The organism is Methyloceanibacter sp., assembly GCF_035650995.1.
GTDB lineage: Bacteria > Pseudomonadota > Alphaproteobacteria > Rhizobiales > Methyloligellaceae > Methyloceanibacter.
In genome coordinates this window covers 1-17,988 of sequence record NZ_DASRGO010000201.1, presented here as the reverse complement: position 1 = coordinate 17,988, position 17,988 = coordinate 1, and the positions used below count along the sequence as shown (strand labels likewise).

The 17,988-nt window shown below is 65.8% G+C and carries 19 protein-coding genes; 13 read left to right on the top strand and 6 right to left on the bottom strand.

Going from position 1 to position 17,988, the window contains the following annotated elements; genetic code table 11:
* Positions 1-741, top strand: a 741-nt coding sequence (locus VFB18_RS15195; RefSeq protein ID WP_324977189.1) for a TIGR00282 family metallophosphoesterase, incomplete at its 5' end; no start/stop codon positions are given.
* Here VFB18_RS15195 and VFB18_RS15190 read toward each other — a convergent pair.
* The gene (locus tag VFB18_RS15190; RefSeq protein ID WP_324977186.1) at positions 729-980 is read right to left on the bottom strand and encodes a hypothetical protein; all 252 of its coding nucleotides are present in this window, start codon (positions 978-980) and stop codon (positions 729-731) included. The two genes, VFB18_RS15195 and VFB18_RS15190, sit on opposite strands and share 13 nt — an antisense overlap.
* A gap of 200 nt (positions 981-1,180) precedes the next feature.
* Between VFB18_RS15190 and VFB18_RS15185 the strand changes: the two genes are divergently transcribed.
* Positions 1,181-1,927 (top strand): YebC/PmpR family DNA-binding transcriptional regulator, encoded by a 747-nt coding sequence (locus VFB18_RS15185; RefSeq protein ID WP_324977183.1) that lies wholly within the window; start codon positions 1,181-1,183, stop codon positions 1,925-1,927.
* Positions 1,928-3,402: 1,475 nt separating this feature from the next.
* Here the strand turns inward: VFB18_RS15185 and VFB18_RS15180 are convergent.
* From VFB18_RS15180 to VFB18_RS15170, 3 genes are all read right to left on the bottom strand, one after another.
* The gene (locus VFB18_RS15180; RefSeq protein ID WP_324977180.1) at positions 3,403-4,104 is read right to left on the bottom strand and encodes a toll/interleukin-1 receptor domain-containing protein; all 702 of its coding nucleotides are present in this window, start codon (positions 4,102-4,104) and stop codon (positions 3,403-3,405) included.
* A 14-nt stretch (positions 4,105-4,118) separates the two neighbouring features.
* Positions 4,119-5,408, bottom strand: coding sequence for a hypothetical protein (locus VFB18_RS15175; protein WP_324977177.1), 1,290 nt, complete (start codon positions 5,406-5,408; stop codon positions 4,119-4,121).
* Between the two features lie 89 nt (positions 5,409-5,497).
* Entirely contained in the window at positions 5,498-6,115 is a 618-nt protein-coding gene (locus VFB18_RS15170) for a rhomboid family intramembrane serine protease (protein WP_324977174.1), read from the bottom strand.
* A 255-nt stretch (positions 6,116-6,370) separates the two neighbouring features.
* Between VFB18_RS15170 and VFB18_RS15165 the strand changes: the two genes are divergently transcribed.
* A complete protein-coding gene (locus tag VFB18_RS15165; protein ID WP_324977172.1) occupies positions 6,371-6,553 on the top strand; it encodes a hypothetical protein in 183 nt (60 codons plus the stop codon).
* 97 nt (positions 6,554-6,650) lie between these two features.
* On the opposite strand, the gene VFB18_RS15160 is transcribed toward VFB18_RS15165, so the two are convergent.
* Positions 6,651-7,319 (bottom strand): hypothetical protein, encoded by a 669-nt coding sequence (locus VFB18_RS15160; protein WP_324977169.1) that lies wholly within the window; start codon positions 7,317-7,319, stop codon positions 6,651-6,653.
* A 223-nt stretch (positions 7,320-7,542) separates the two neighbouring features.
* Between VFB18_RS15160 and VFB18_RS15155 the strand changes: the two genes are divergently transcribed.
* Positions 7,543-8,274: a response regulator transcription factor gene (locus VFB18_RS15155; protein WP_324977166.1), complete on the top strand. Its 732-nt coding sequence runs from the start codon at positions 7,543-7,545 to the stop codon at positions 8,272-8,274.
* Positions 8,271-9,527, top strand: coding sequence for an ATP-binding protein (locus tag VFB18_RS15150; RefSeq protein ID WP_324977163.1), 1,257 nt, complete (start codon positions 8,271-8,273; stop codon positions 9,525-9,527). The genes VFB18_RS15155 and VFB18_RS15150 overlap by 4 nt, the downstream gene beginning before the upstream one ends.
* A 15-nt stretch (positions 9,528-9,542) precedes the next feature.
* Here the strand turns inward: VFB18_RS15150 and VFB18_RS15145 are convergent, their stop codons facing one another.
* Positions 9,543-10,718: a TIR domain-containing protein gene (locus VFB18_RS15145; protein ID WP_324977160.1), complete on the bottom strand. Its 1,176-nt coding sequence runs from the start codon at positions 10,716-10,718 to the stop codon at positions 9,543-9,545.
* Positions 10,719-11,050: 332 nt separating this feature from the next.
* Between VFB18_RS15145 and ruvC the strand changes: the two genes are divergently transcribed.
* The 8 genes from ruvC (at position 11,051) to tolB (ending at position 17,574) form a co-directional block, all read left to right on the top strand.
* Positions 11,051-11,584 (top strand): crossover junction endodeoxyribonuclease RuvC, encoded by a 534-nt coding sequence (ruvC, locus tag VFB18_RS15140; RefSeq protein ID WP_324977156.1) that lies wholly within the window; start codon positions 11,051-11,053, stop codon positions 11,582-11,584.
* Positions 11,581-12,195, top strand: coding sequence for a Holliday junction branch migration protein RuvA (ruvA, locus tag VFB18_RS15135; RefSeq protein ID WP_324977153.1), 615 nt, complete (start codon positions 11,581-11,583; stop codon positions 12,193-12,195). The genes ruvC and ruvA overlap by 4 nt, the downstream gene beginning before the upstream one ends.
* Entirely contained in the window at positions 12,192-13,229 is a 1,038-nt protein-coding gene (gene ruvB / locus VFB18_RS15130; protein WP_324977151.1) for a Holliday junction branch migration DNA helicase RuvB, read from the top strand. The genes ruvA and ruvB overlap by 4 nt, the downstream gene beginning before the upstream one ends.
* A gap of 193 nt (positions 13,230-13,422) precedes the next feature.
* Positions 13,423-13,902, top strand: a complete 480-nt coding sequence (locus VFB18_RS15125) for a YbgC/FadM family acyl-CoA thioesterase (protein ID WP_324977148.1) — start codon at positions 13,423-13,425, stop codon at positions 13,900-13,902.
* A 232-nt stretch (positions 13,903-14,134) separates the two neighbouring features.
* Complete coding sequence (gene tolQ / locus VFB18_RS15120; RefSeq protein WP_324977145.1) at positions 14,135-14,836, top strand: protein TolQ; 702 nt, start codon at positions 14,135-14,137, stop codon at positions 14,834-14,836.
* Between the two features lie 9 nt (positions 14,837-14,845).
* Positions 14,846-15,325: a biopolymer transporter ExbD gene (locus VFB18_RS15115; protein ID WP_324977142.1), complete on the top strand. Its 480-nt coding sequence runs from the start codon at positions 14,846-14,848 to the stop codon at positions 15,323-15,325.
* A 21-nt stretch (positions 15,326-15,346) separates the two neighbouring features.
* Positions 15,347-16,183: a hypothetical protein gene (locus VFB18_RS15110; protein WP_324977139.1), complete on the top strand. Its 837-nt coding sequence runs from the start codon at positions 15,347-15,349 to the stop codon at positions 16,181-16,183.
* Positions 16,184-16,200: 17 nt separating this feature from the next.
* On the top strand, positions 16,201-17,574 hold the full coding sequence (tolB, locus tag VFB18_RS15105) for a Tol-Pal system beta propeller repeat protein TolB (protein ID WP_324977137.1): 1,374 nt from the start codon (positions 16,201-16,203) through the stop codon (positions 17,572-17,574).
* The last annotated feature ends 414 nt before the right edge of the window (positions 17,575-17,988 follow it).

The window sequence follows — 17,988 nt, the reverse complement described above, 5'->3', positions numbered from 1 at the left end:
GTGGTGGTCAACGCCGAGAACGCCGCCGGCGGCTTCGGCATTACCGAACAGATCCTGCTCGAGTTGCTCGATGCCGGCGCCGACGTGGTGACCACCGGCAATCACGCGTTCGACCAGCGCGAGGCGCTCGTCTTTATCGAGCGCTACGACCGCCTGCTCAGGCCGATCAACTATCCGGAGGGGACGCCGGGCCGGGGCGCCGGCCTGTTCCCGACCGCTACCGGCCAGGAGGTGCTCGTCATCAACGCGATGGGCCGGGTGTTCATGGGCGACCTCGACGACCCCTTCCGTGCGGTCGATCAGGAGCTCGAAGCCTGCGGGCTCAAAACCGGCGCCGATGCCATCGTCATCGACTTCCATGCCGAGGCGACGTCGGAGAAAGAGGCGATGGGCTTTTTCGTCGACGGCAGAGTGAGCGCGGTTATCGGCACGCATACCCACGTGCCCACCGCCGACGAGCAAATCCTGCCGCACGGCACCGCCTATATCAGCGATGCGGGCATGTGCGGCGATTTCAACTCCGTGCTCGGCATGGAAAAGCAGGAGCCGCTGCAGCGCTTCCTCACCAAGATCCCGGGCGGGCGCTTCACGCCGGCTGCGGGCGAGGCGACGCTGTGCGGGGTGGCGGTCGATATCGACGATGCGACCGGGCTCGCGCGCGCCATCGCTCCGCTCAGGCGCGGCGGGCGGCTTACCCAGGCCGAGCCCAGATTTTGGCTGGCGGAGGCTCAGGCGGAATGAAGCTTCGAGGCCTGTCGGTTGAAGCCGCGGGCGCGCCCGTACGCGAGGAGCCGCTTCAGGCAGAAGATCGCCTCATCGAGGTGGAGGAGCGCGCGCTCGGCATCGCCGTTGTCGTCGAACAGGGATAGCCGCGCCTGGGCGATATGGTCGGCGGCCTCGGAGCAAAGTTCCGGCAGGGTCGCGGCCGGGAGTGCCCTGTCATGCGCATGGATGGAGGTCGGCTGCGGCGGCTGTTTCATGAGTCCCCCTCGTTCGCTGACAGGCGCAAGAACACTTCAGAGTCCTGCCTTTGTCGGGCCATCCGGGTTAAGGCTTCGCTAAGCATAGCGCCGCTGGGGTTGCAGCGGCGAAGCATGCGGGCCCCCTATGGATTTCCGGCTTCTGCACGCCTATAAGTCCCGACCTAATCACCACAGCCGGAAAACGCAGGACGGGGCCAATGGCCGGCCATTCCAAGTTCAAGAACATTCAGTTCCGCAAAGGGGCCCAGGACAAGAAGCGCTCGAAGCTCTTCTCCAAGCTCGCCCGCGAAATCACCGCAGCCGCCAAGATGGGGCTGCCAGACCCCGCCATGAACCCGCGGCTCAGAGGCGCGATCCAGGCGGCGCGGGCGCAAAACATGCCCAAGGACAATATCGAGCGGGCGATCAAGAAGAGCGAGGAGGCGGGCGGCGCCAATTACGAGGCAGTGCGCTACGAGGGCTTCGGCGCGGGGGGCGTCGGCGTGATCGTCGAGGCGCTCACCGACAACCGCAACCGCACGGCAAGCGAGGTGCGTTCGATCTTCACCAAGTGGGGCGGCAATCTCGGCGAGACGGGCGCGGTGTCGTTCAACTTCGACAAGCTCGGTTCGATCGAGTTCGACGCCGCCAAGGCGACGCCCGATGAAATGCTGGAAGCAGCCATCGAGGCGGGCGCCGACGACGTCGAATCCGATAAGGACGGGCATTACGTCTATTGCCACCCCGATCAGTTGCATCAGGTGGCGAAGGCGCTCGAAGCTAAGTTCGGCGAGCCGCGCGCGGTCGCGACTTTGTGGCGCCCGAAGAGCGGCGTGCCGGTCGACGAGGAAACCGGGCAACGCTTGCTGCGTATGATCGAGGCCCTTGAAGATTCGGACGACGTGCAGAACGTTTACGCAAATTTCGAGATTGCGGACGAAGTGCTCGAGCGCCTGAGCGCTTGAGGTTCGGTGCTCCGGGCCGCTCTTCGGTCACCCGAGGCTTTGGTCGGAGCGCGGGGCGGCTCGCCCTGATCGCTCGCGGCGTGGCGCTCACCCGGGCCGGGCTCGGAGCTGGTGCGGCGGGCGACGCGCGCAGCTGTTGCGCCTTCACGCTGGCGGCTTCGCTGCGGGGCCCAACGGATACCAGGTCCTCGGTCTGCGGCGCGAGCGAGGGTGCGGCGTTGCGCTTGCGCGGGACGGCGGCGCTTACCCGGTCTTTCGCGGCGAGGCTCCCGCGCTTCAGACTTTCGGCGCCGGCCCTCGCCTTGGCGCCCGCGACAGCCGAAAGCTCACGACCCTTCTCGCCGGCCCAGGCCGCTCCGCGCGACGCCGCGGCGAGCGCGTCGCGCGACAGGACCTTGCCCGTGGCGCCGAGCCACGCCAGTCCGTGCGAGCCTTGTACCGATGCGGCGCGCACCACACTCCCGCTCTTTGCCGCGATCCAGGACAGGCCGGCCGAGGTCGCCTTGACTGTGGCGGCCGCACCTTGCTTGCCCTTGGCGCTTGCAACCGAGAGTGCCGCCGCCGTTCCGCGCGATGCCGAGCTCGCGAACGCGTGGGCTCTCGGCGCGGTCCAGGCATAGGCCGCGCTTGTTCGCTCGCGAGCGCTTGCGGCCGCAGCCTTGGACGTACGTGCCGACCAAGCGTAGGCGATTTTTGCTTCTTCGGCTGCGCCGCGCGCGAACGACTTGGATGCGCGCGCCAACCACGTGTAGGCGATCTTCGCCTCCTCAGCCGCACCGCGCGCGAAGGCCTTCGATGCGCGCGCCGACCAGGAGTAGGCGATCTTCGCCTCCTCGGCTGCGCCGCGCGCGAAGGATTTGAACCGAAGCAACGTCCAGGCGAAGGCTGCGGCGAGCCCCCGTCCCATCGCGAGGAGGAGCGCGCGGAGCCGCGGCGCAAGCCAGGCCATGGCACTTAGGCCGAGGCGGTAGAGATAGACGAACCCCGCGCCGATCGCTTTCATCATGTGGACGCAGAGACCGAGCAGAGTGAGGCCCGCGGACCGCAGCGCCCTGCCGACGGCGAGCGCCATGTTCAACAGCGCGCGAAGCACGCGCTTCATGAACTCGCCGAGCCGGTGCATCAGCTCTTTGCGCTTGAGCCGCCTCGTGTGCTTCGTTTCGGCAGCGCGATAGTTCTCGAGCCAGCGCTGATGCTGGCTCAGGTCTTCGACGGCAGAGGCAATGAGATCCTTAGACCCGGCGATGTCGTCGCGGGCGGCATCAATGGGGTCGACCGTGTCATGTGCACCAGCCACCGTGGTGCTCCCCCGTTGTGAACGCGCCAGTCCCTGTCTCTATGCCTGGAGGCGCTTAAGCCGCCGTTCCCCATAGAGACGAAGCAACGGCGAATCATCCCCGCATGAGCGCCGTTCTGTCCACGGCGCGGAGTGTAACACGAAGTCGAGCGGGTGGGTTCCCCCCTTCCTTGCCGGCTCATGAAAAGGCTTGTTTCCGGGCCTTATAGCGCCAGCCGAGCCACAAGCCCGACACGGCGCTGGCGGCGATCAGGAGCGTCGTAAGCGGCGCGCCGATCGAGGCGGAGAGAGGCCGTCCCATGATCCAGAAATGGAGGAGAGCAAGAAGCAGCACGAGCGCGGCGCCTGCGATTGCGCCGCCCAGGCCAAAGGCGAGTTTCGCGCCGAGCGATGCCTTGTCTTCCCACGCCCGTTCGGCCGCCGAGAGGCCAAGCACCGCCGCTACGATGTTCCCGGTGTCGTCGTCGAAGCTCTCATGCCTGAGCGGCAGCGCGTTCTTGGCGGTGATGGCCCTGATATCCTCGGGCAGCCGGTCGGGCTTCGGCATGCGGGCTGAGCCGACGAGAACCGGCACGACGAGGAGCGGGCGCGCTAGTGCCGCGCGCAACTCCGCGCGCACATAGTCGTCGGGCTCGCAGATGCGCGGGCCTCCGCCGGGGCTTGCCGGGTCGAGCCACTTGTCGCCGATGAAGACGAGCACGGCATCGCTCTTGCCGATTTCGGTGGCGATCCTTTGCGCGAAATCCTCCCCGCCGCCGATCGCGCTCACGTCGAAAAACACGTTGGACTTGGAGAGAAGGTGCGACAGGCGGTCGAAGACCCTGCCGGCCGCCGCTGCGGTATCCTCTCGCCGGTAGCTGATGAAGACTTTCTTTGTCACGGCGCTTGCAGCGATCAGTGCGCCGGAGCGAGCGAGGTGAGCAGCCCCGCCTTGTCGAGGTGCTGCTTGCCGGTCAGCCGGCTGTCGACCACGTGCACCTTGCTCCCGTCGCTGGCGAATTCGTAGATGAGAGCGGTGCAATGACCGCCGTTGGCCCCGCCGAAGGGACGCGCGGCGATGCCGGCGGGAAGCACGTTGGCGCCGCTCGTGAGCCAGGCGCGCGCCTCGGTCGCCGTGACGCTGGTCGCCGACTGCGCGAAGGGCATGTCCTGGAGGACGAACACGATCACGCGATAGTGGCCGGGATCGACATAGAACAGTCCTTCGAGAAAATCGATCAGGCTCTGGCTGGACCGGTATTGCTCGCCAATATCGGGCCAGCGTTCGGCCGCGGCCGACGGCGTGCCGTCGTCGTTGATGCGCTCGAGCCGGGTGACCAGCGCCACGCCGCCGGGTTTGGTCTCGAAGAAGCTTCGCTCGACATAGCCGCTTTGTTCGAGAGCGTTCAAGATCGCCGAGGTGACCTCTCCGACCGTGTGGTAGCTCGCAAGCAGATTGTCGGGCAGGACGTATGACGCCGAGGCACGCGGCGGCGGCCACGGGAACTCGGGCAATTGCCCCTCTTCGGATCGCGGCCCGCGGGTCTCCTCTTGCGAGGCCTTCGCCGCGGCCTCCTCTGCGGCAGCCTGCTTCTCGGCCTCTTCCTTCGCGCGCTCTGCCGCGAGCTTTGCTTCGATCTCAGCCGCTTGCTGTTCCGATTGCGCTTGCGAGCTGTCACCGTTATTGGCGCCGAGCGAGCCGCCGCTTGCGGGGGCGGGTGGAGCAGGGCTTCCTTCCTGGGCGTCAGGAGCTTCGGAATGATATTGCGGCGCGCTTTGCGGAGGTTCGGGCGGCAGATAGGTTCCGCCGCCATAGGTCTCACCGGCGCCCGAGGGTTTTGCCGGAGCGGGGACGGCTTCAGGCAAAGCGGGAGCCCTCTGCTCGCCAACCTGGCCGACGGTCGAATCGGTATTGCCGATCTCGCGCAGCGCGTAATAGCTCGCGACATAGGCAAGCATCGGCAGCAGGATCAAAATCATCGCGAAGGGAAGCGACGCCCTACGAGCGAGGAGGAAGCTCGCCACCGCACCGATGACCGCCGCCACAAGCAAAAGCCAAATCGGGATCGGCGAGCCGACCCATCCCTTGAGGAGCTCGCCAAGGACGAGCCCGGTGCCGAGCCAAAGCAGTGGGAAGATCACGGCGCCCGCGACGAGCTTGAACCAGGCCGGCGCAGGACGCCGCCAAACGCTTTCTCCCGACATGGCCGTCAGCCGGATTTGACCGCGATAGAGGTGGAACTATAGCACGGGACGCCGGCGCTGTAGGGCCGCTAGGCGGCAATCGACGGGCGTTACCAGCGCTCGAGCCGTCGGTGCCGTCCCCACAATTTCAATTCGAGGTAAGCCCCCAGCATGCCGCCGAGATGGGCGAAATGGGCGACGCCCGCCTCGGTGCCGAACACGCCGTTGGTCAATTCAAGCAGCCCATACAGCGTGACGAGGAGCCAGGCGGGCAGGGGGATGGGCGGGAAGAGCAGGACCACGATGCGGTGCGGGAACAGCATGCCGAAGGCCAGCAGGACGCCGAAGATCCCGCCCGAAGCGCCGATGGTAGGATAGACGCCGCTCTCACCCCCCAAGGTGACGACGGTGAGTTGCACCAGGGCGGCTGAGATCACCGCGGCGAAATAGAGAACGAGGAAATGCCGCGTCCCCAGCGTGCGCTCGACATCGGGGCCGAAAATCAGGAGCGCCAGCATATTGAGCGCGATGTGCATGAAGCTTCCGTGCAGGAAGGCATAGGTGACGAGCTGCCACGGTTCGAAGCCGACAGTTCCTCGGAAGTCCTCCAAGCGGTAGTGGCCGAGCGGCCACAGCGCGAAATTCGCGATCAGAGCGTCGCCGATGACCGCCTGAAGGGCGAAGATCGCCACGTTGATGAGGATCAGGTTTCGGGTCGCGCTCGGCATGCCGCATAGATAATACGGCAGGCGCGGTTTTGCTTGCGGCAACGTGAAGCCCGCAGCCTGCGAACGGCGGGGTCAAACCGGGACGATTCGGTCAAGCACCCGGGGGAACTTTGGCTTACAATAGCGGCTTAGATCATCGGCGGCTCGGCGTCTTCGCGCGATCGATATCGCAGCCTTAACGAGCCCTCGATCTTGCGGGCGCGGGTTACGCGCTCCGCCGACAATAACAGCGACGACAACAGAGGAGGACCTGCCATGGAGATGGAGAAAGTCCACGTCTTCGCCCGCAGCCTGTTGAGCACGCACGGCGACAAAGCGGAGCTCGAGGCGGCGCAAAGGGCGATTCAGTGCGATCGCGACGGCGATAAGGAGGAGGCGCATGTCTGGCGGCGCATCCAGGCCGCGATCAAGGAGATGCGCGGTCCACACGAGAGCTGAGCGTGTCGACTCGTCGAGCTATAGAAAAAAGGGGCGGCGAGATGGGTCGCCGCCCCTAAGGTAGGGCACAATCAGGGATTAGGAGGCAGTCCCACTTTCAGAGGCGATCTCCCTGACCGGGCCCGTCCTTGGGACCGCCGTCCGGACCTTGATCGTGGTCGTCGGGCGGCGGTGCATCGAATTGGGGTCCATGCCCCGGAAAATGAGCGCGGACGCGCGCTTCGATCTCGGCGACTTTGTCGAGCTGCTCGGGCGTGAGCTTCGTCCTCAGCGCATCGATCGCCTTCAACAAGGCCTCGGCGCTCTTGCTGCGGTCGATGGTGTTGTTGGCGAGCTGCTCGGCGAGCGAGAACGGCTTCGCGTCGCCGCTCTGTAGCTGCCACTTCGGATGCTGCATGGTTCCGAGCAGGGCGTCGGTGAAATCGCGCCAGGCATCGAGCTGGTTGGCGCGGATGCCGATCTCTGTCTCCATGGCGTTGAGCCGCCTCGCCATCATGTCGGGATCGCGCCATTTCATCGGGTGATGCATGGGGCCCATGCCGCCGGGCGCGTTGCAATGCCACATGGGGGCAGGGCCCCCGGGGCCTTGCATTCCGGTATAGAGGCGATCGCCGTGCCTCGGCATGCCGGGTGGCGTCGCCCACGCCGCTTCCGTGAACTTGGGGCCGCCGTCCGTCTCGCCCCATGCCGAGGTGAGCAAGGCAAGGCTGGCAAAGCCGAGCACCGCCACGACCATGATGGGGCCAATCTTCACAGGGGTCTTCATCGTGCAGTGTCCTCTTGCGTTGAGCGGCAAGAGGACTAGCGCCGCATCGTTGCCCCCGTTGGTCTTGGTATGTCCGAATGTTGCTAGGACCGGCATATATGTGTCGAAATGTTGCTGGCGCGTAGGCCGGTCCGGCTTTCGTTACAAAATTGCCCTTCGATGACACACTTCCCGTGGCTAGAACGGGCGGGACGAAGCTTCCGCCGTTCCCCCATTTGCGATCATGACCAACCCCAACGTCCCCCGCATCCTCGTCGTCGATGACGACCCCGAAATCCGCAAGCTGCTCGCGCGCTATATCGAAGGCCAGGGATTCCGCGTACTGCTTGCCGCAAGCTGCCGCGAGCTGCGCGATCAGCTCGCCACCCATCACGTCGATCTGATCGTGCTCGACGTGATGCTGCCGGACGGCTCGGGCCTCGATCTCTGCCGCGATCTCCGCGCGCAGCGCTCGAGCGTGCCGATCATCCTGCTGACGGCGCTCAAAGAGGACGTCGACCGCATCATCGGGCTCGAGATCGGGGCCGACGACTATCTCGGCAAGCCGTTCAATCCGCGTGAACTCATCGCGCGGGTGCGCGCGGTGCTGCGCCGCCGCGCCGAGGTCGCGCCGGAGCCGAACGAGGCCAAGATCTACCGCTTCGAGGGGTTCACCGCCGACCCGCAAACGCGCCGCGTGACCGACCCCGAGGGCGGCAGCGTCGAACTGACCGGCGCCGAGTTCGACCTGCTCAAGACGTTTCTCGACCGGCCGGGCCGCGTGCTGTCGCGCGATCAACTGCTCGACATCACGCGCGGGCGGGAAGGCGACGTGCTCGACCGCTCGATCGATGTCCTGGTGAGCCGGCTCCGCCGCAAGCTCGGCGAGAGCGGCATGTCGCATCTGTTCAAGACCGTGCGCAACGGCGGCTACCAGCTTGCCGTGAAGGTCGATGTGCAGGACGCGAAGCCGTGAACACCCTGCGCGCCAAGATCGCGATCCTGCTCGTGGTGGCGATCGTGTCGGTCGTGGGTGTGCTGACGGTCGTCCTGTTCTATTTGCTCGGGCCCCCCAAGCGGATGCATTCCCTCACGCCCATCGCCCAGCAGGTCGAGATGGTGGCGGCCATCGCCAAAGAGGGAAAGAGCGATGTGGTGAAGTTGATGCCGCAGCGTTCGCCGGGATATGTGCACGTGGCTTTCACGCAGCGTCTGCGCGCCGCGCTTGCGGCGCGGGGCCTCAATCTCCGCGTCATCGTTTCGCGTGACGGCTTCCGCGCGCCGCTCGTGGTGTCGATTCCCATCGCGGACAAAGGCTGGGTCCTGCTTCCCATCCCCGACATGCCGGTGCAGGGCGTGCCGTGGGGCGTCTTATTCCGTTGGCTTGCTCTCATTACGCTCGGCGCCACCGCGATTGCCGTGGCGGTCGCGAACCGCATGGTGAGGCCGCTCGTCCTGCTCGAGGACGCCGTGGAGTCGGTCGGCGCCGACGCGATGCTGCTCCCCACCTTTCCCGAGCGCGGGCCCGCCGAGGTGAGGGCGACGGCACGGGCGCTGAACTCGCTATCGGCGCGGCTCAAGAGCGCGGTGGAGAGCCGGATGCGCCTCGTCGCAGCGGCCGGGCACGATCTTCGCACCCCCATCACCCGCATGCGGCTCAGAGCCGAGTTCGTCGAGCCGGACGAGGAGCGGGCGCTTTGGCTGCGCGATCTCGACGAGCTCGAGCGCATCGCCGACAGCGCCATCCTCCTGGTGCGCGAGGAATCGGGCAAGGCGCCGCTCGAGCTGATCCGCCTCGACGAACTCGTGAACAGCATCGGCGCGGATCTCAGGGACCAGAATCTCGACGTTACCAACGAGGCCGCCGAGCCGGTGACGGTGCGCGCAAGCCGGCTCACGCTCAATCGCGCTCTGCGCAACCTGATGATCAACGCCGCGACCCACGGCGTGCGCGCCCATGTCAGCGTTGACGGCGCAAACGGTGCGATGGCGCGCATCGTGATCGAAGACGAGGGGCCGGGGATCGCGCCGGAGCTGCTCGGCCAGGTGTTCGAACCGTTCTTCCGCGCCGACCCGGCGCGGCGCCAGAATATTCCGGGCGCGGGGCTCGGGCTCACCATCGCGCGCGAGATCATCCAGCGCGCGGGCGGCACCATCGCCATCTTCAACCGCCCGAATGGCGGGCTGACGCAGGTCGTCGAGCTGCCCAAGGTCGCCGCCGCGGCATGAGCCAGCGGTCAGGGCCTAGTTCGCGGTCATTACGAAGATGGTGCCGACCTTGCCGTCGGGATTGACGTCGAAGCGCACATTCGTGTTGCCGAACTGGTAGAGGTTGGCCTTGTCGGTGCCGAAGTCCCACGACCTCAGCGGCTCGCCAAGTTTCTTTTTCACCTCATCGAACGAATCGCCGAGCTTGACGCCGTGAATGGCGCCCGGGTAGGGCGGGTCCAGCCTGATGTTGTCGAGCACCTTGTCGCCGGTGAAGAAGAAATAGAGCCCCTGGCTCTGCGCCCACCAGGCGGGCTTTTCTGAAACCGTGGTCTGCCGCCCGGACGGGTAGGCCGCCGACACCTTGTCGAAGGAATCGCCGAGTGCGACCTGGACGCCCGGCACCTGGCCGCTTGTGGTGTCGCCGGTCGAGGCCTCGGACGGCGGCGCGATGGGGGAGGGCGGCGTGACATTGGATGGCGTCACCTCGGACGGCGCCGCGTTGTCGGCGTTCTTGTCCAGCAGGCCGCCAGAGCTGTCATAGCTGGGCGCGGGGGGTATTACCGCTTGGGGCTGAGGTGTGGCCGGCTGCCAAGGTTGCACGGGCGGCGTGCTTGGTGCGGGCGTGATTTCGGCGGTTTGTGTTCCGGGTGAAGTCCTCGTCAGCCACCAGATAGCCCCGCCGATGAGAACGAGGGCGACCACACCGGCCGCGATAAGGGGGATCGCCTTCCTGTTCTTTTTAGTGGTCTCGGGCAGCACCGTGTGGAGCGCGGAGACGATGGCGTCCGCGTCGGACGCAAAGCGCGTGTGGCGAAGCTCGAGCGCGTGCCGCCGCGCGAGCGGAGCGAGGTCCTCGGGCAGGTCGGCTTCGGCCGGCATCTCGGCATCGTCGATCAGAACTGGAATCACCGGGATGTCGCGCTTGAGCGCGGAAGCGATCTCGATGCGCACATAGTCATGCGGATCGTCGAGCCGACGCTTGCCCTTGCTGTCGGCGGCGGCGAGCCAGTGAGGACCGATGACGGCGAGCAGCGCGTCGCATTGGGACACCTGGGTGTCGAGCTGCTTGACGAAATCGAGCCCCGGCTTGATGGCGTCGACGTCAATGAACAGCTTGCCGCCGGTGAATTTCCGGGCAAGGTGATCGTAAAGCCGGCCGGCGACGCCGGGGGCGTCGTCCCGCCGGTAGTTGATAAAAATGCCTGGCATCCTGGCGCCGAGCGGTCTGCAACACGAGCCTATTGCTTGCCAGTATAAACCGCCCGGCGACGGCGCCAAAGCAGCTTCAAAGTGACGATCCGCACTGTCGCGTCCGCGGGGCGGCCATAACTCCTCGCGTCCGGCGATTAGGAGTTGCAAAAGGTCAGGTCCGTCCTTCGGTGGGTAAATCGAGCCTTCCTCGGCTCGATTTCGTCGACCTGACGAATCGGCTTTGAACGCTCTGAATCGGCCGTTCGGACCCGGGGCAGGGGCTTCACAAGGCGGTGTTGGGGGCTCCCGCTTGCATCGAAGCGCGCGGCCTCTCGTGCTACACCCAAGGCATGAGCGGCAAAGCGATTCGCATCATTGGCATCGATCCGGGCCTAAGGCGCACGGGCTGGGGCGTGATCGATAGCGACGGGGCGAGGCTCATGTTCGTGGCCTGCGGCTCGGTCGTGTCGGACGACGGCGCCTCTCTCGGCGAGCGGCTGCGGCAGCTGTTCGACGGCCTCTCGGAGGTGCTGGCCAGGCTCTCCCCCCGCGAAGCCGCGATCGAGCAGACCTTCGTCAATCGCGATGCCTCGGCCACGCTCAAGCTCGGCCAGGCGCGCGGCATCGCCATGCTCGCGCCGGCGCTGCTCGGACTTTCGATCGCCGAATACGCACCGAATGCGGTGAAGAAGACGGTGGTCGGCGCCGGCCACGGCGACAAGGGCCAAATCCGCGCCATGGTGAAGTGCCTGCTGCCGCGCGCCGCCCCCGATAGCGCCGACGCTGCGGATGCGCTCGCCATCGCCATTACCCATGCCCATTCGCGGAACTGGGCCGAGATCGAGGCGAGAGTCGCGGTGGCACGAGTGAGGGCGCTGCCATGATCGGCAAGCTCACCGGCAGGCTCGATAGCGTCTCGCTCAACGCGGTGATCGTCGATGTCGGCGGCGTGGGTTATGAGGTGACGCTCGGCGCGCGGACCATCGCGAGCCTTCCGCCGGCCGGCGAAACGGTCTCGCTTGCCATCGACACGCATGTGCGCGAGGACGAGATCAGGCTCTACGGCTTTGCCTCCGAGCACGAGCGCGCCTGGTTCCGGGCGCTGCAGACGGTGCAAGGGGTCGGCGCCAAGATCGCGCTCGCCGTGATCGGCACGCTGTCGGCCGATGAGCTCGCCAATGCAGTGGCTCTCCAGGACAAGGGGCACGTCGCGCGCGCGCCCGGCGTGGGTCCCAAGGTCGCCGCGCGCATCGTCGCGGAGCTCAAGGACAAGATGCCGTCTCTGGCGCCGGCCATCAGACCCGCAGGCGGACTTGCACCTATTGCGGTGCTCCCGGATGGGCTTGCCGCGCGCGACGCCGTTTCGGCGCTCACCAATCTTGGCTACGCCCATGGCGAGGCGGCGGCCGCAGTCTCGGCCGCGATCGGCAAGGCGGGACGCGAGGCGCGCACCGAGGAGCTGATCCGGCTTGGGCTTAAGGAGCTCGCCCAATGAGCGAGAGGATGCTGCAGGCAGCGAAGCGCGACGAGGATCTGGGCGAGACCTCGCTCAGGCCGCAGACGCTCTCAGAATTCATCGGCCAGGCGAAAGTCTGTTCCAACCTCAAAGTCTTCATCGACGCGGCGCGGGGGAGGCGCGAGGCGCTCGACCACGTGCTGTTCGCGGGGCCCCCTGGTCTCGGCAAGACGACGCTGGCGCAGATCGTCGCGCGCGAGCTCGGCGTCAATTTTCGCGCGACCTCTGGCCCCGTCATCGCCAAGGCGGGAGATCTCGCCGCGCTCCTCACCAATCTCGAGGACCGCGATGTCCTGTTCATCGACGAGATTCACCGGTTGAACCCCGCGGTCGAGGAAATCCTCTATCCGGCGATGGAGGACTTCCAGCTCGACCTCATCATCGGCGAGGGGCCTGCGGCGCGCTCGGTCCGTATCGACTTATCTCGCTTCACTCTGATCGGGGCGACGACGCGCACCGGGTTGCTGACGACGCCGCTTCGCGAGCGTTTCGGCATCCCGATCAGGCTCGAATTTTATGGGGTCGAAGAACTTGAGGAGATCGTGCGGCGCGGCGCGCGTCTGCTCGGGCTCCCGCTCACGAGCGAAGGCGCGCACGAGATCGCCCGCCGCGCTCGCGGCACGCCGCGCGTGGCGGGCAGGCTGCTCCGCCGCGTGCGCGACTTCGCCTCGGTCGCAGGTGCCGGCGCCGTCGACGCCAAGATCGCCGACAAGGCCCTGTCGCAGCTCGAGGTCGACGGACGCGGGCTCGATGCGCTCGACCATCGCTATTTGCGGCTGATCGCCACGAATTACGGCGGCGGACCGGTTGGCATCGAGACCATCGCCGCCGGACTCTCCGAGCCGCGCGACGCGATCGAGGAGATCATCGAGCCTTACCTCTTGCAGCAGGGCTTCATCGCGCGCACCCCGCGCGGCCGCGTGCTCACGGGCCAAGCCTTTGCCCATCTCGGTCTCGATGTGCCTGCGCAGCCGACCACCCAGTTCCCCCTGTTCAACGGCTCCGACGAATGATGATCGGCAGCACACATAAGGCAGGCGCGGTTGACGCCCGCTCCCCCCTTGTGGGGGAGCACGCGCGGCTTTGGCGCGCGGAGGGGGGTGAACATCTCATCGAGTTTTTGCGTTCGAGCCCCCTCCCTAACTCTCCCCCACAAAAGGGGAGGGGATTAGCGTCCTGCCTCGAGCAGATGTTGTGCCTGCGCCGATGAGCAAAGTCTCGAAGGCGAAATGGCCGGACATCGCTGGGCGCATCGAAGGCGACAGGCACGTCCTGCCGGTGCGGGTCTATTTCGAGGACACCGATTGCGGCGGCGTGGTCTATCACGCGAACTTCCTCAAGTTCTGCGAGCGCGGCCGATCCGATTTCATCAGGCTGCTCGGCATCGACGCGAACAGCCTCGCCAACCCGCAAGCGGGCGAGCCATCGATCTTCGTCGTGCGCCATGTCGAGATCGACTATTTCAAGCCCGGACGCATGGACGATCTGCTCGAAGTGATCACCACCTGCGCGGAGACCGGCAGCGCCTCGCTCAAGCTCCGCCAGGACGTCATGCGCGACGGGGTCAAGATCGTGAGCGCGCTCGTCACCGTGGTTTTGGTCGGCCGCTCGGGCAAGCCGCAGCGTTTGGGCGCGCTTGTGCGGAATGCGCTTCAACGATTCGTTAACCAAGCGCGTGAAACGTAGCGAATGGCGGAAAAGCCGAGCCGGAGCGCCGCAACGGCCGTCACGGGGTTAGGGTAAATCGACCCAAGTTTAGTCACATTCGCTCGCGAAAGCTCGCGCTTCGCGAGGGGAGGCGGTCTCCGGTGACTGTCGAAATGCGCCCGCGCGTCATGACCGACGGGCGCGCCGCTAGCCCCGGGTCTTGAGGCCCGAGGCCGGAACCCTTGGAACTCATGCCTGCCGCGAGGCCCCGATGACCCCCGATGTCGCAGTCGATCTCTCGATCTTCGAGCTCTTCAAGAACGCGCACATCGTCGTCAAGCTCGTGATCATCGGGCTTCTGCTCGCCTCGATCTGGAGTTGGGCGATCATCTTCGAGAAGCTGTTCCTCTACGCCAAGACGCGCAAAGAGACCGACAAGTTCGAGCAGGTGTTCTGGTCGGGCCAGTCGCTGCTCGAACTGTACCAAGCCTTGTCGACGCGCAGGAATACCGGCATGCCCGCCCTGTTTGTTGCCGCGATGCGCGAGTTCAAGCGGAGCACGGAGCCCGAAGGGAGCGAGCGCCTGATGAAGCCCATGCCGGGCGTCCAGCTCAGGGTGGAGAAGGTCATGGATGTGACCATCTCGCGCGAGGTCGAGCGCCTCGAACGGCGGCTGACGTTCCTCGCGACGGTCGGCTCGACGGCGCCCTTCGTCGGGCTGTTCGGCACGGTGTGGGGCATCATGACGAGCTTTCAAGCGATCGCGGTCAGCAAGAACACGAGCCTCGCCGTGGTTGCGCCGGGCATCGCCGAGGCCCTGTTCGCCACCGCGCTCGGCCTGCTCGCCGCCATCCCAGCGGTGATCTTCTACAACAAGTTCAACAGCGAAGTGGCGCGCTTCGCCGCCCGTCTCGAAGGCTTTGCCGACGAGTTCGCGGCGATCCTGTCGCGTCAGATCGACAAGACGAGCTGAGGACCGAAAATGGGAGCAGGCTTGCAACCAGGTGGCGCGCTCGGCAGCCGGAGGGCGCGGCGGCGCTCGTCGCAGCCGATGGCCGAAATCAACGTCACGCCGATGGTGGACGTGATGCTCGTGCTGCTCATCATCTTCATGGTGACGGCGCCGATGCTGACGGTCGGGCTCAACATGGAGCCGCAGCCCGACCTGCCCAAGGTCGATCTGCCCAAGACCGAGGCGGGCCCGATCGAGGAGCAGAAGCAGGCTCTCGCGCTCACCGTCGATCCCGCGGGCAAGGTGTTCCTCCAGAACACCGAGATCTCGTTTGACGAACTTGTGCCCAAACTCACTGCTATCAGGGCGTCAGGCGCGGGGGACCGGGTCGAGGTCAGGGGCGACGATCGCGCCCAATACGGCGCTGTCGCCAAGGTGCTCGCGAGGATCAAGGCCGCGGGCATTCCCGTGACGCTGGTCACCGAGCCGGTTGCCCCAAATCAGCCATAATAGGATCGCGCGACGGGGATCATGGGGAAGAGCACATTCATTTCGGCGGCGCTGCATGCGGCGATCCTGCTCTTCGCGCTCGTCGCCTTCTCCTCGGCCAAGGTCGATCGGTCGCCGCTCGCGATTCCGATCGATCTCGCCGCGGCGCCGTCCGACGTCACCAAACTCAAGGCCGGAGACAAGGACGCCAAGGACGATGCGGCACTCGCAGGCAAGCCGAACGAGCCCAAGCCCGAGGCGGCAAAGGAGGCCGCTCCCAAGCCGCCCGAAGACGCCGCTTCGCTCGCCGATGCCAAGCCCGACAAGCCCAAGGAGGAGAAGGCGAAGCCCGAGGCCAAGGCCGAGGCGAAGAAGCCCGACGCCAAGGACAAGAAGGCGGCCGAGGCGAAACCCAAGCCCAAGCCCGTTCCCAAGAAGAATGAATTCAATCCCGACCGCATCGCCGCACTGCTCAACAAGGTCCCCGATGCGGCCGACGACCCTAAGCCGGTAGTGCCGGACGACGCTCCGCCCAAGAAGGTGAAGGGCCAGTCGAACGGCACTGAGATGACCATGTCGGTGAACGAGATCGATGCGCTCAGGGCCCGCATCGCCAACTGTTGGACGCCGCCTCCCGGCGGGCTCGGCGCCGACAAGATCGTGATCAAGCTCCGTCTCAAGCTCAACGAGGACGGCACCCTGGTTGGCTACCCGACCATCGCCAACAGCGATCCCTCGCCCTTCTTTCAGGCCGCCGCCGACAGCGCGGTCCGGGCTGTCTACCAGTGCCAGCCCTACGAGCTCCCGAGCGAGAAATATGCGCTTTGGCGCGACATGATCCTCAATTTCGACCCAAGCGACATGTATCGCAGCGGCTAACAGCGGCACCGAATCACATGCCTTCGCCTCTCCAAGCATCGGTTCTCGCAGACGGGCTGCCAGCGCGCCGGCTTCTCGCCGGCGTCGCGGTGTTCAGCCTCCTCGCCGCTATCCTGTTCGCCCTGTTCGCCGCGGTCCCCGCTCACGCAGTGGTTGAACTCGACATCACCCAGGGCAAGATCCAGGCGCTGCCCATCGCCATCCCGGACTTCGCCGGCGACGGGTCGGTCGATCCGGAGACAGTGCGAGAAATTGCGGACGTGGTGGCGAACGACCTCCGCAACTCCGGACTGTTCGCGCCGATCGATCGGGCCGCCTTCATCGCCAAGTCGGTATCGCCCGATGCCGTTCCCAATTTCGACGATTGGCGGGTGCTCAACGCGCAAGCCCTCGTCGTCGGCCGCATCGGCAGTGCCGACGGGAGGCTCAAGGCCGAGTTCAGGCTGTGGGACGTCTATTCCGGCAAGCAACTCGCCGGCGAGCAGTTCTTCGCCAGGCCCAAAGACGCACGCCGCATCGGCCATATCATCGCCGATTCGATCTACGAGCGGATCACCGGCGAGAAGGGCTATTTCGATACGCGCATCGTGTTCGTCGACGAATCCGGCCCCAAGGACAAGCGCGTCAAACGGCTCGCCATCATGGATCAGGACGGGTTCAACGTGCGGTTGCTTACCACCGGACAGAACCTGGTTCTGACCCCGCGCTTCAGCCCCTCGACGCAGGAGATCACTTATATGTCCTACGAGGGCGAGACGCCCAAGGTCTATCTCCTCAATATCGAGACGGGGCAGAAGGAGATCGTGGGCTCCTTCCCCGGCATGACCTTCGCGCCGCGCTTCTCGCCCGACGGCCAGCGCATCGTCATGAGCCTCGAGCAAGGAGGCAACGCCAACCTCTACGCCATGGACTTGCGCAGCCGCCGCACCTTTCAGCTCACCAACACCGACGCCATCGACACGGCTCCGTGCTACTCGCCCGACGCCCAGCAAATCGTGTTCGAGAGCGACCGCGAGGGCTCGCAGCAGATCTACGTGATGGATGCCGACGGCAAGAACCAGCACCGCATCAGCCGGGGCGAGGGAGCTTACTCGACGCCGGTGTGGTCGCCACGCGGCGATCTCATCGCCTTCACCAAGCGTCTCAACGGAGAGTTCCTGATCGGGGTGATGAAGCCCGACGGCTCGGGCGAGCGCATCCTCACGGAGGGTTTTCATAACGAAGGCCCCACCTGGGCCCCTAACGGACGGGTGCTGATGTTTTTCAGGGAATCGCCCGGCGCCACGGGCGGTCCCAAGCTCTATACGATCGACCTTACCGGCTATAACGAGCGCCAGGTCGCCACCCCTGCTTTCGGCTCCGATCCGGCCTGGTCCCCGCTCGTCAACTAGCTCCGGGAAGGCCCCCATCTGAGGCCGATTTGCAACACTCGCTAACCCTTTATTAAGCAAGGCCCTTCAGCGCATTAACCATGCTTGATCGGCCCTTTCGGCGAGGATAGCGTGAGGGGGCTGGAGGTTGAGATTCGGCGTGGCATTTCGGCATCAATGACCGACAAAACGGTCCGGCGACTTCAGTCCGTTCTTGATCTGAATACGTCACACCGGTACATGCAAAGACGGCTACTGCCGGTTAACCAAAGGAGAGAAGACCATGCAGGGTTTGAAGGGCGTTATCATCGTCGCCACGATCGTGGCCGCCACCGTTGCGCTTGGTGGCTGCTTCGGCCACCACGAGAAGGCTGTGGCCACCCAGCCTCTGAAGCTCGGGTCCGCCGATGTCGTGGTCGAGCAGGTTGTTCGCGT

Coding starts and splice junctions, on each gene's coding strand:
- ruvA (WP_324977153.1), top strand. CDS start 11,581: ATGATCGGCAAGCTCACCGGCAGGCTCGATAGCGTCTCGCTCAACGCG.
- tolQ (WP_324977145.1), top strand. CDS start 14,135: ATGACCCCCGATGTCGCAGTCGATCTCTCGATCTTCGAGCTCTTCAAG.
- VFB18_RS15155 (WP_324977166.1), top strand. CDS start 7,543: ATGACCAACCCCAACGTCCCCCGCATCCTCGTCGTCGATGACGACCCC.
- VFB18_RS15185 (WP_324977183.1), top strand. CDS start 1,181: ATGGCCGGCCATTCCAAGTTCAAGAACATTCAGTTCCGCAAAGGGGCC.
- VFB18_RS15145 (WP_324977160.1), bottom strand. CDS start 10,718: ATGCCAGGCATTTTTATCAACTACCGGCGGGACGACGCCCCCGGCGTC.
- VFB18_RS15160 (WP_324977169.1), bottom strand. CDS start 7,319: ATGAAGACCCCTGTGAAGATTGGCCCCATCATGGTCGTGGCGGTGCTC.
- VFB18_RS15175 (WP_324977177.1), bottom strand. CDS start 5,408: ATGTCGGGAGAAAGCGTTTGGCGGCGTCCTGCGCCGGCCTGGTTCAAG.
- ruvB (WP_324977151.1), top strand. CDS start 12,192: ATGAGCGAGAGGATGCTGCAGGCAGCGAAGCGCGACGAGGATCTGGGC.
- VFB18_RS15165 (WP_324977172.1), top strand. CDS start 6,371: ATGGAGATGGAGAAAGTCCACGTCTTCGCCCGCAGCCTGTTGAGCACG.
- VFB18_RS15170 (WP_324977174.1), bottom strand. CDS start 6,115: ATGCCGAGCGCGACCCGAAACCTGATCCTCATCAACGTGGCGATCTTC.
- VFB18_RS15110 (WP_324977139.1), top strand. CDS start 15,347: ATGGGGAAGAGCACATTCATTTCGGCGGCGCTGCATGCGGCGATCCTG.
- tolB (WP_324977137.1), top strand. CDS start 16,201: ATGCCTTCGCCTCTCCAAGCATCGGTTCTCGCAGACGGGCTGCCAGCG.
- ruvC (WP_324977156.1), top strand. CDS start 11,051: ATGAGCGGCAAAGCGATTCGCATCATTGGCATCGATCCGGGCCTAAGG.
- VFB18_RS15125 (WP_324977148.1), top strand. CDS start 13,423: ATGAGCAAAGTCTCGAAGGCGAAATGGCCGGACATCGCTGGGCGCATC.
- VFB18_RS15190 (WP_324977186.1), bottom strand. CDS start 980: ATGAAACAGCCGCCGCAGCCGACCTCCATCCATGCGCATGACAGGGCA.
- VFB18_RS15115 (WP_324977142.1), top strand. CDS start 14,846: ATGGGAGCAGGCTTGCAACCAGGTGGCGCGCTCGGCAGCCGGAGGGCG.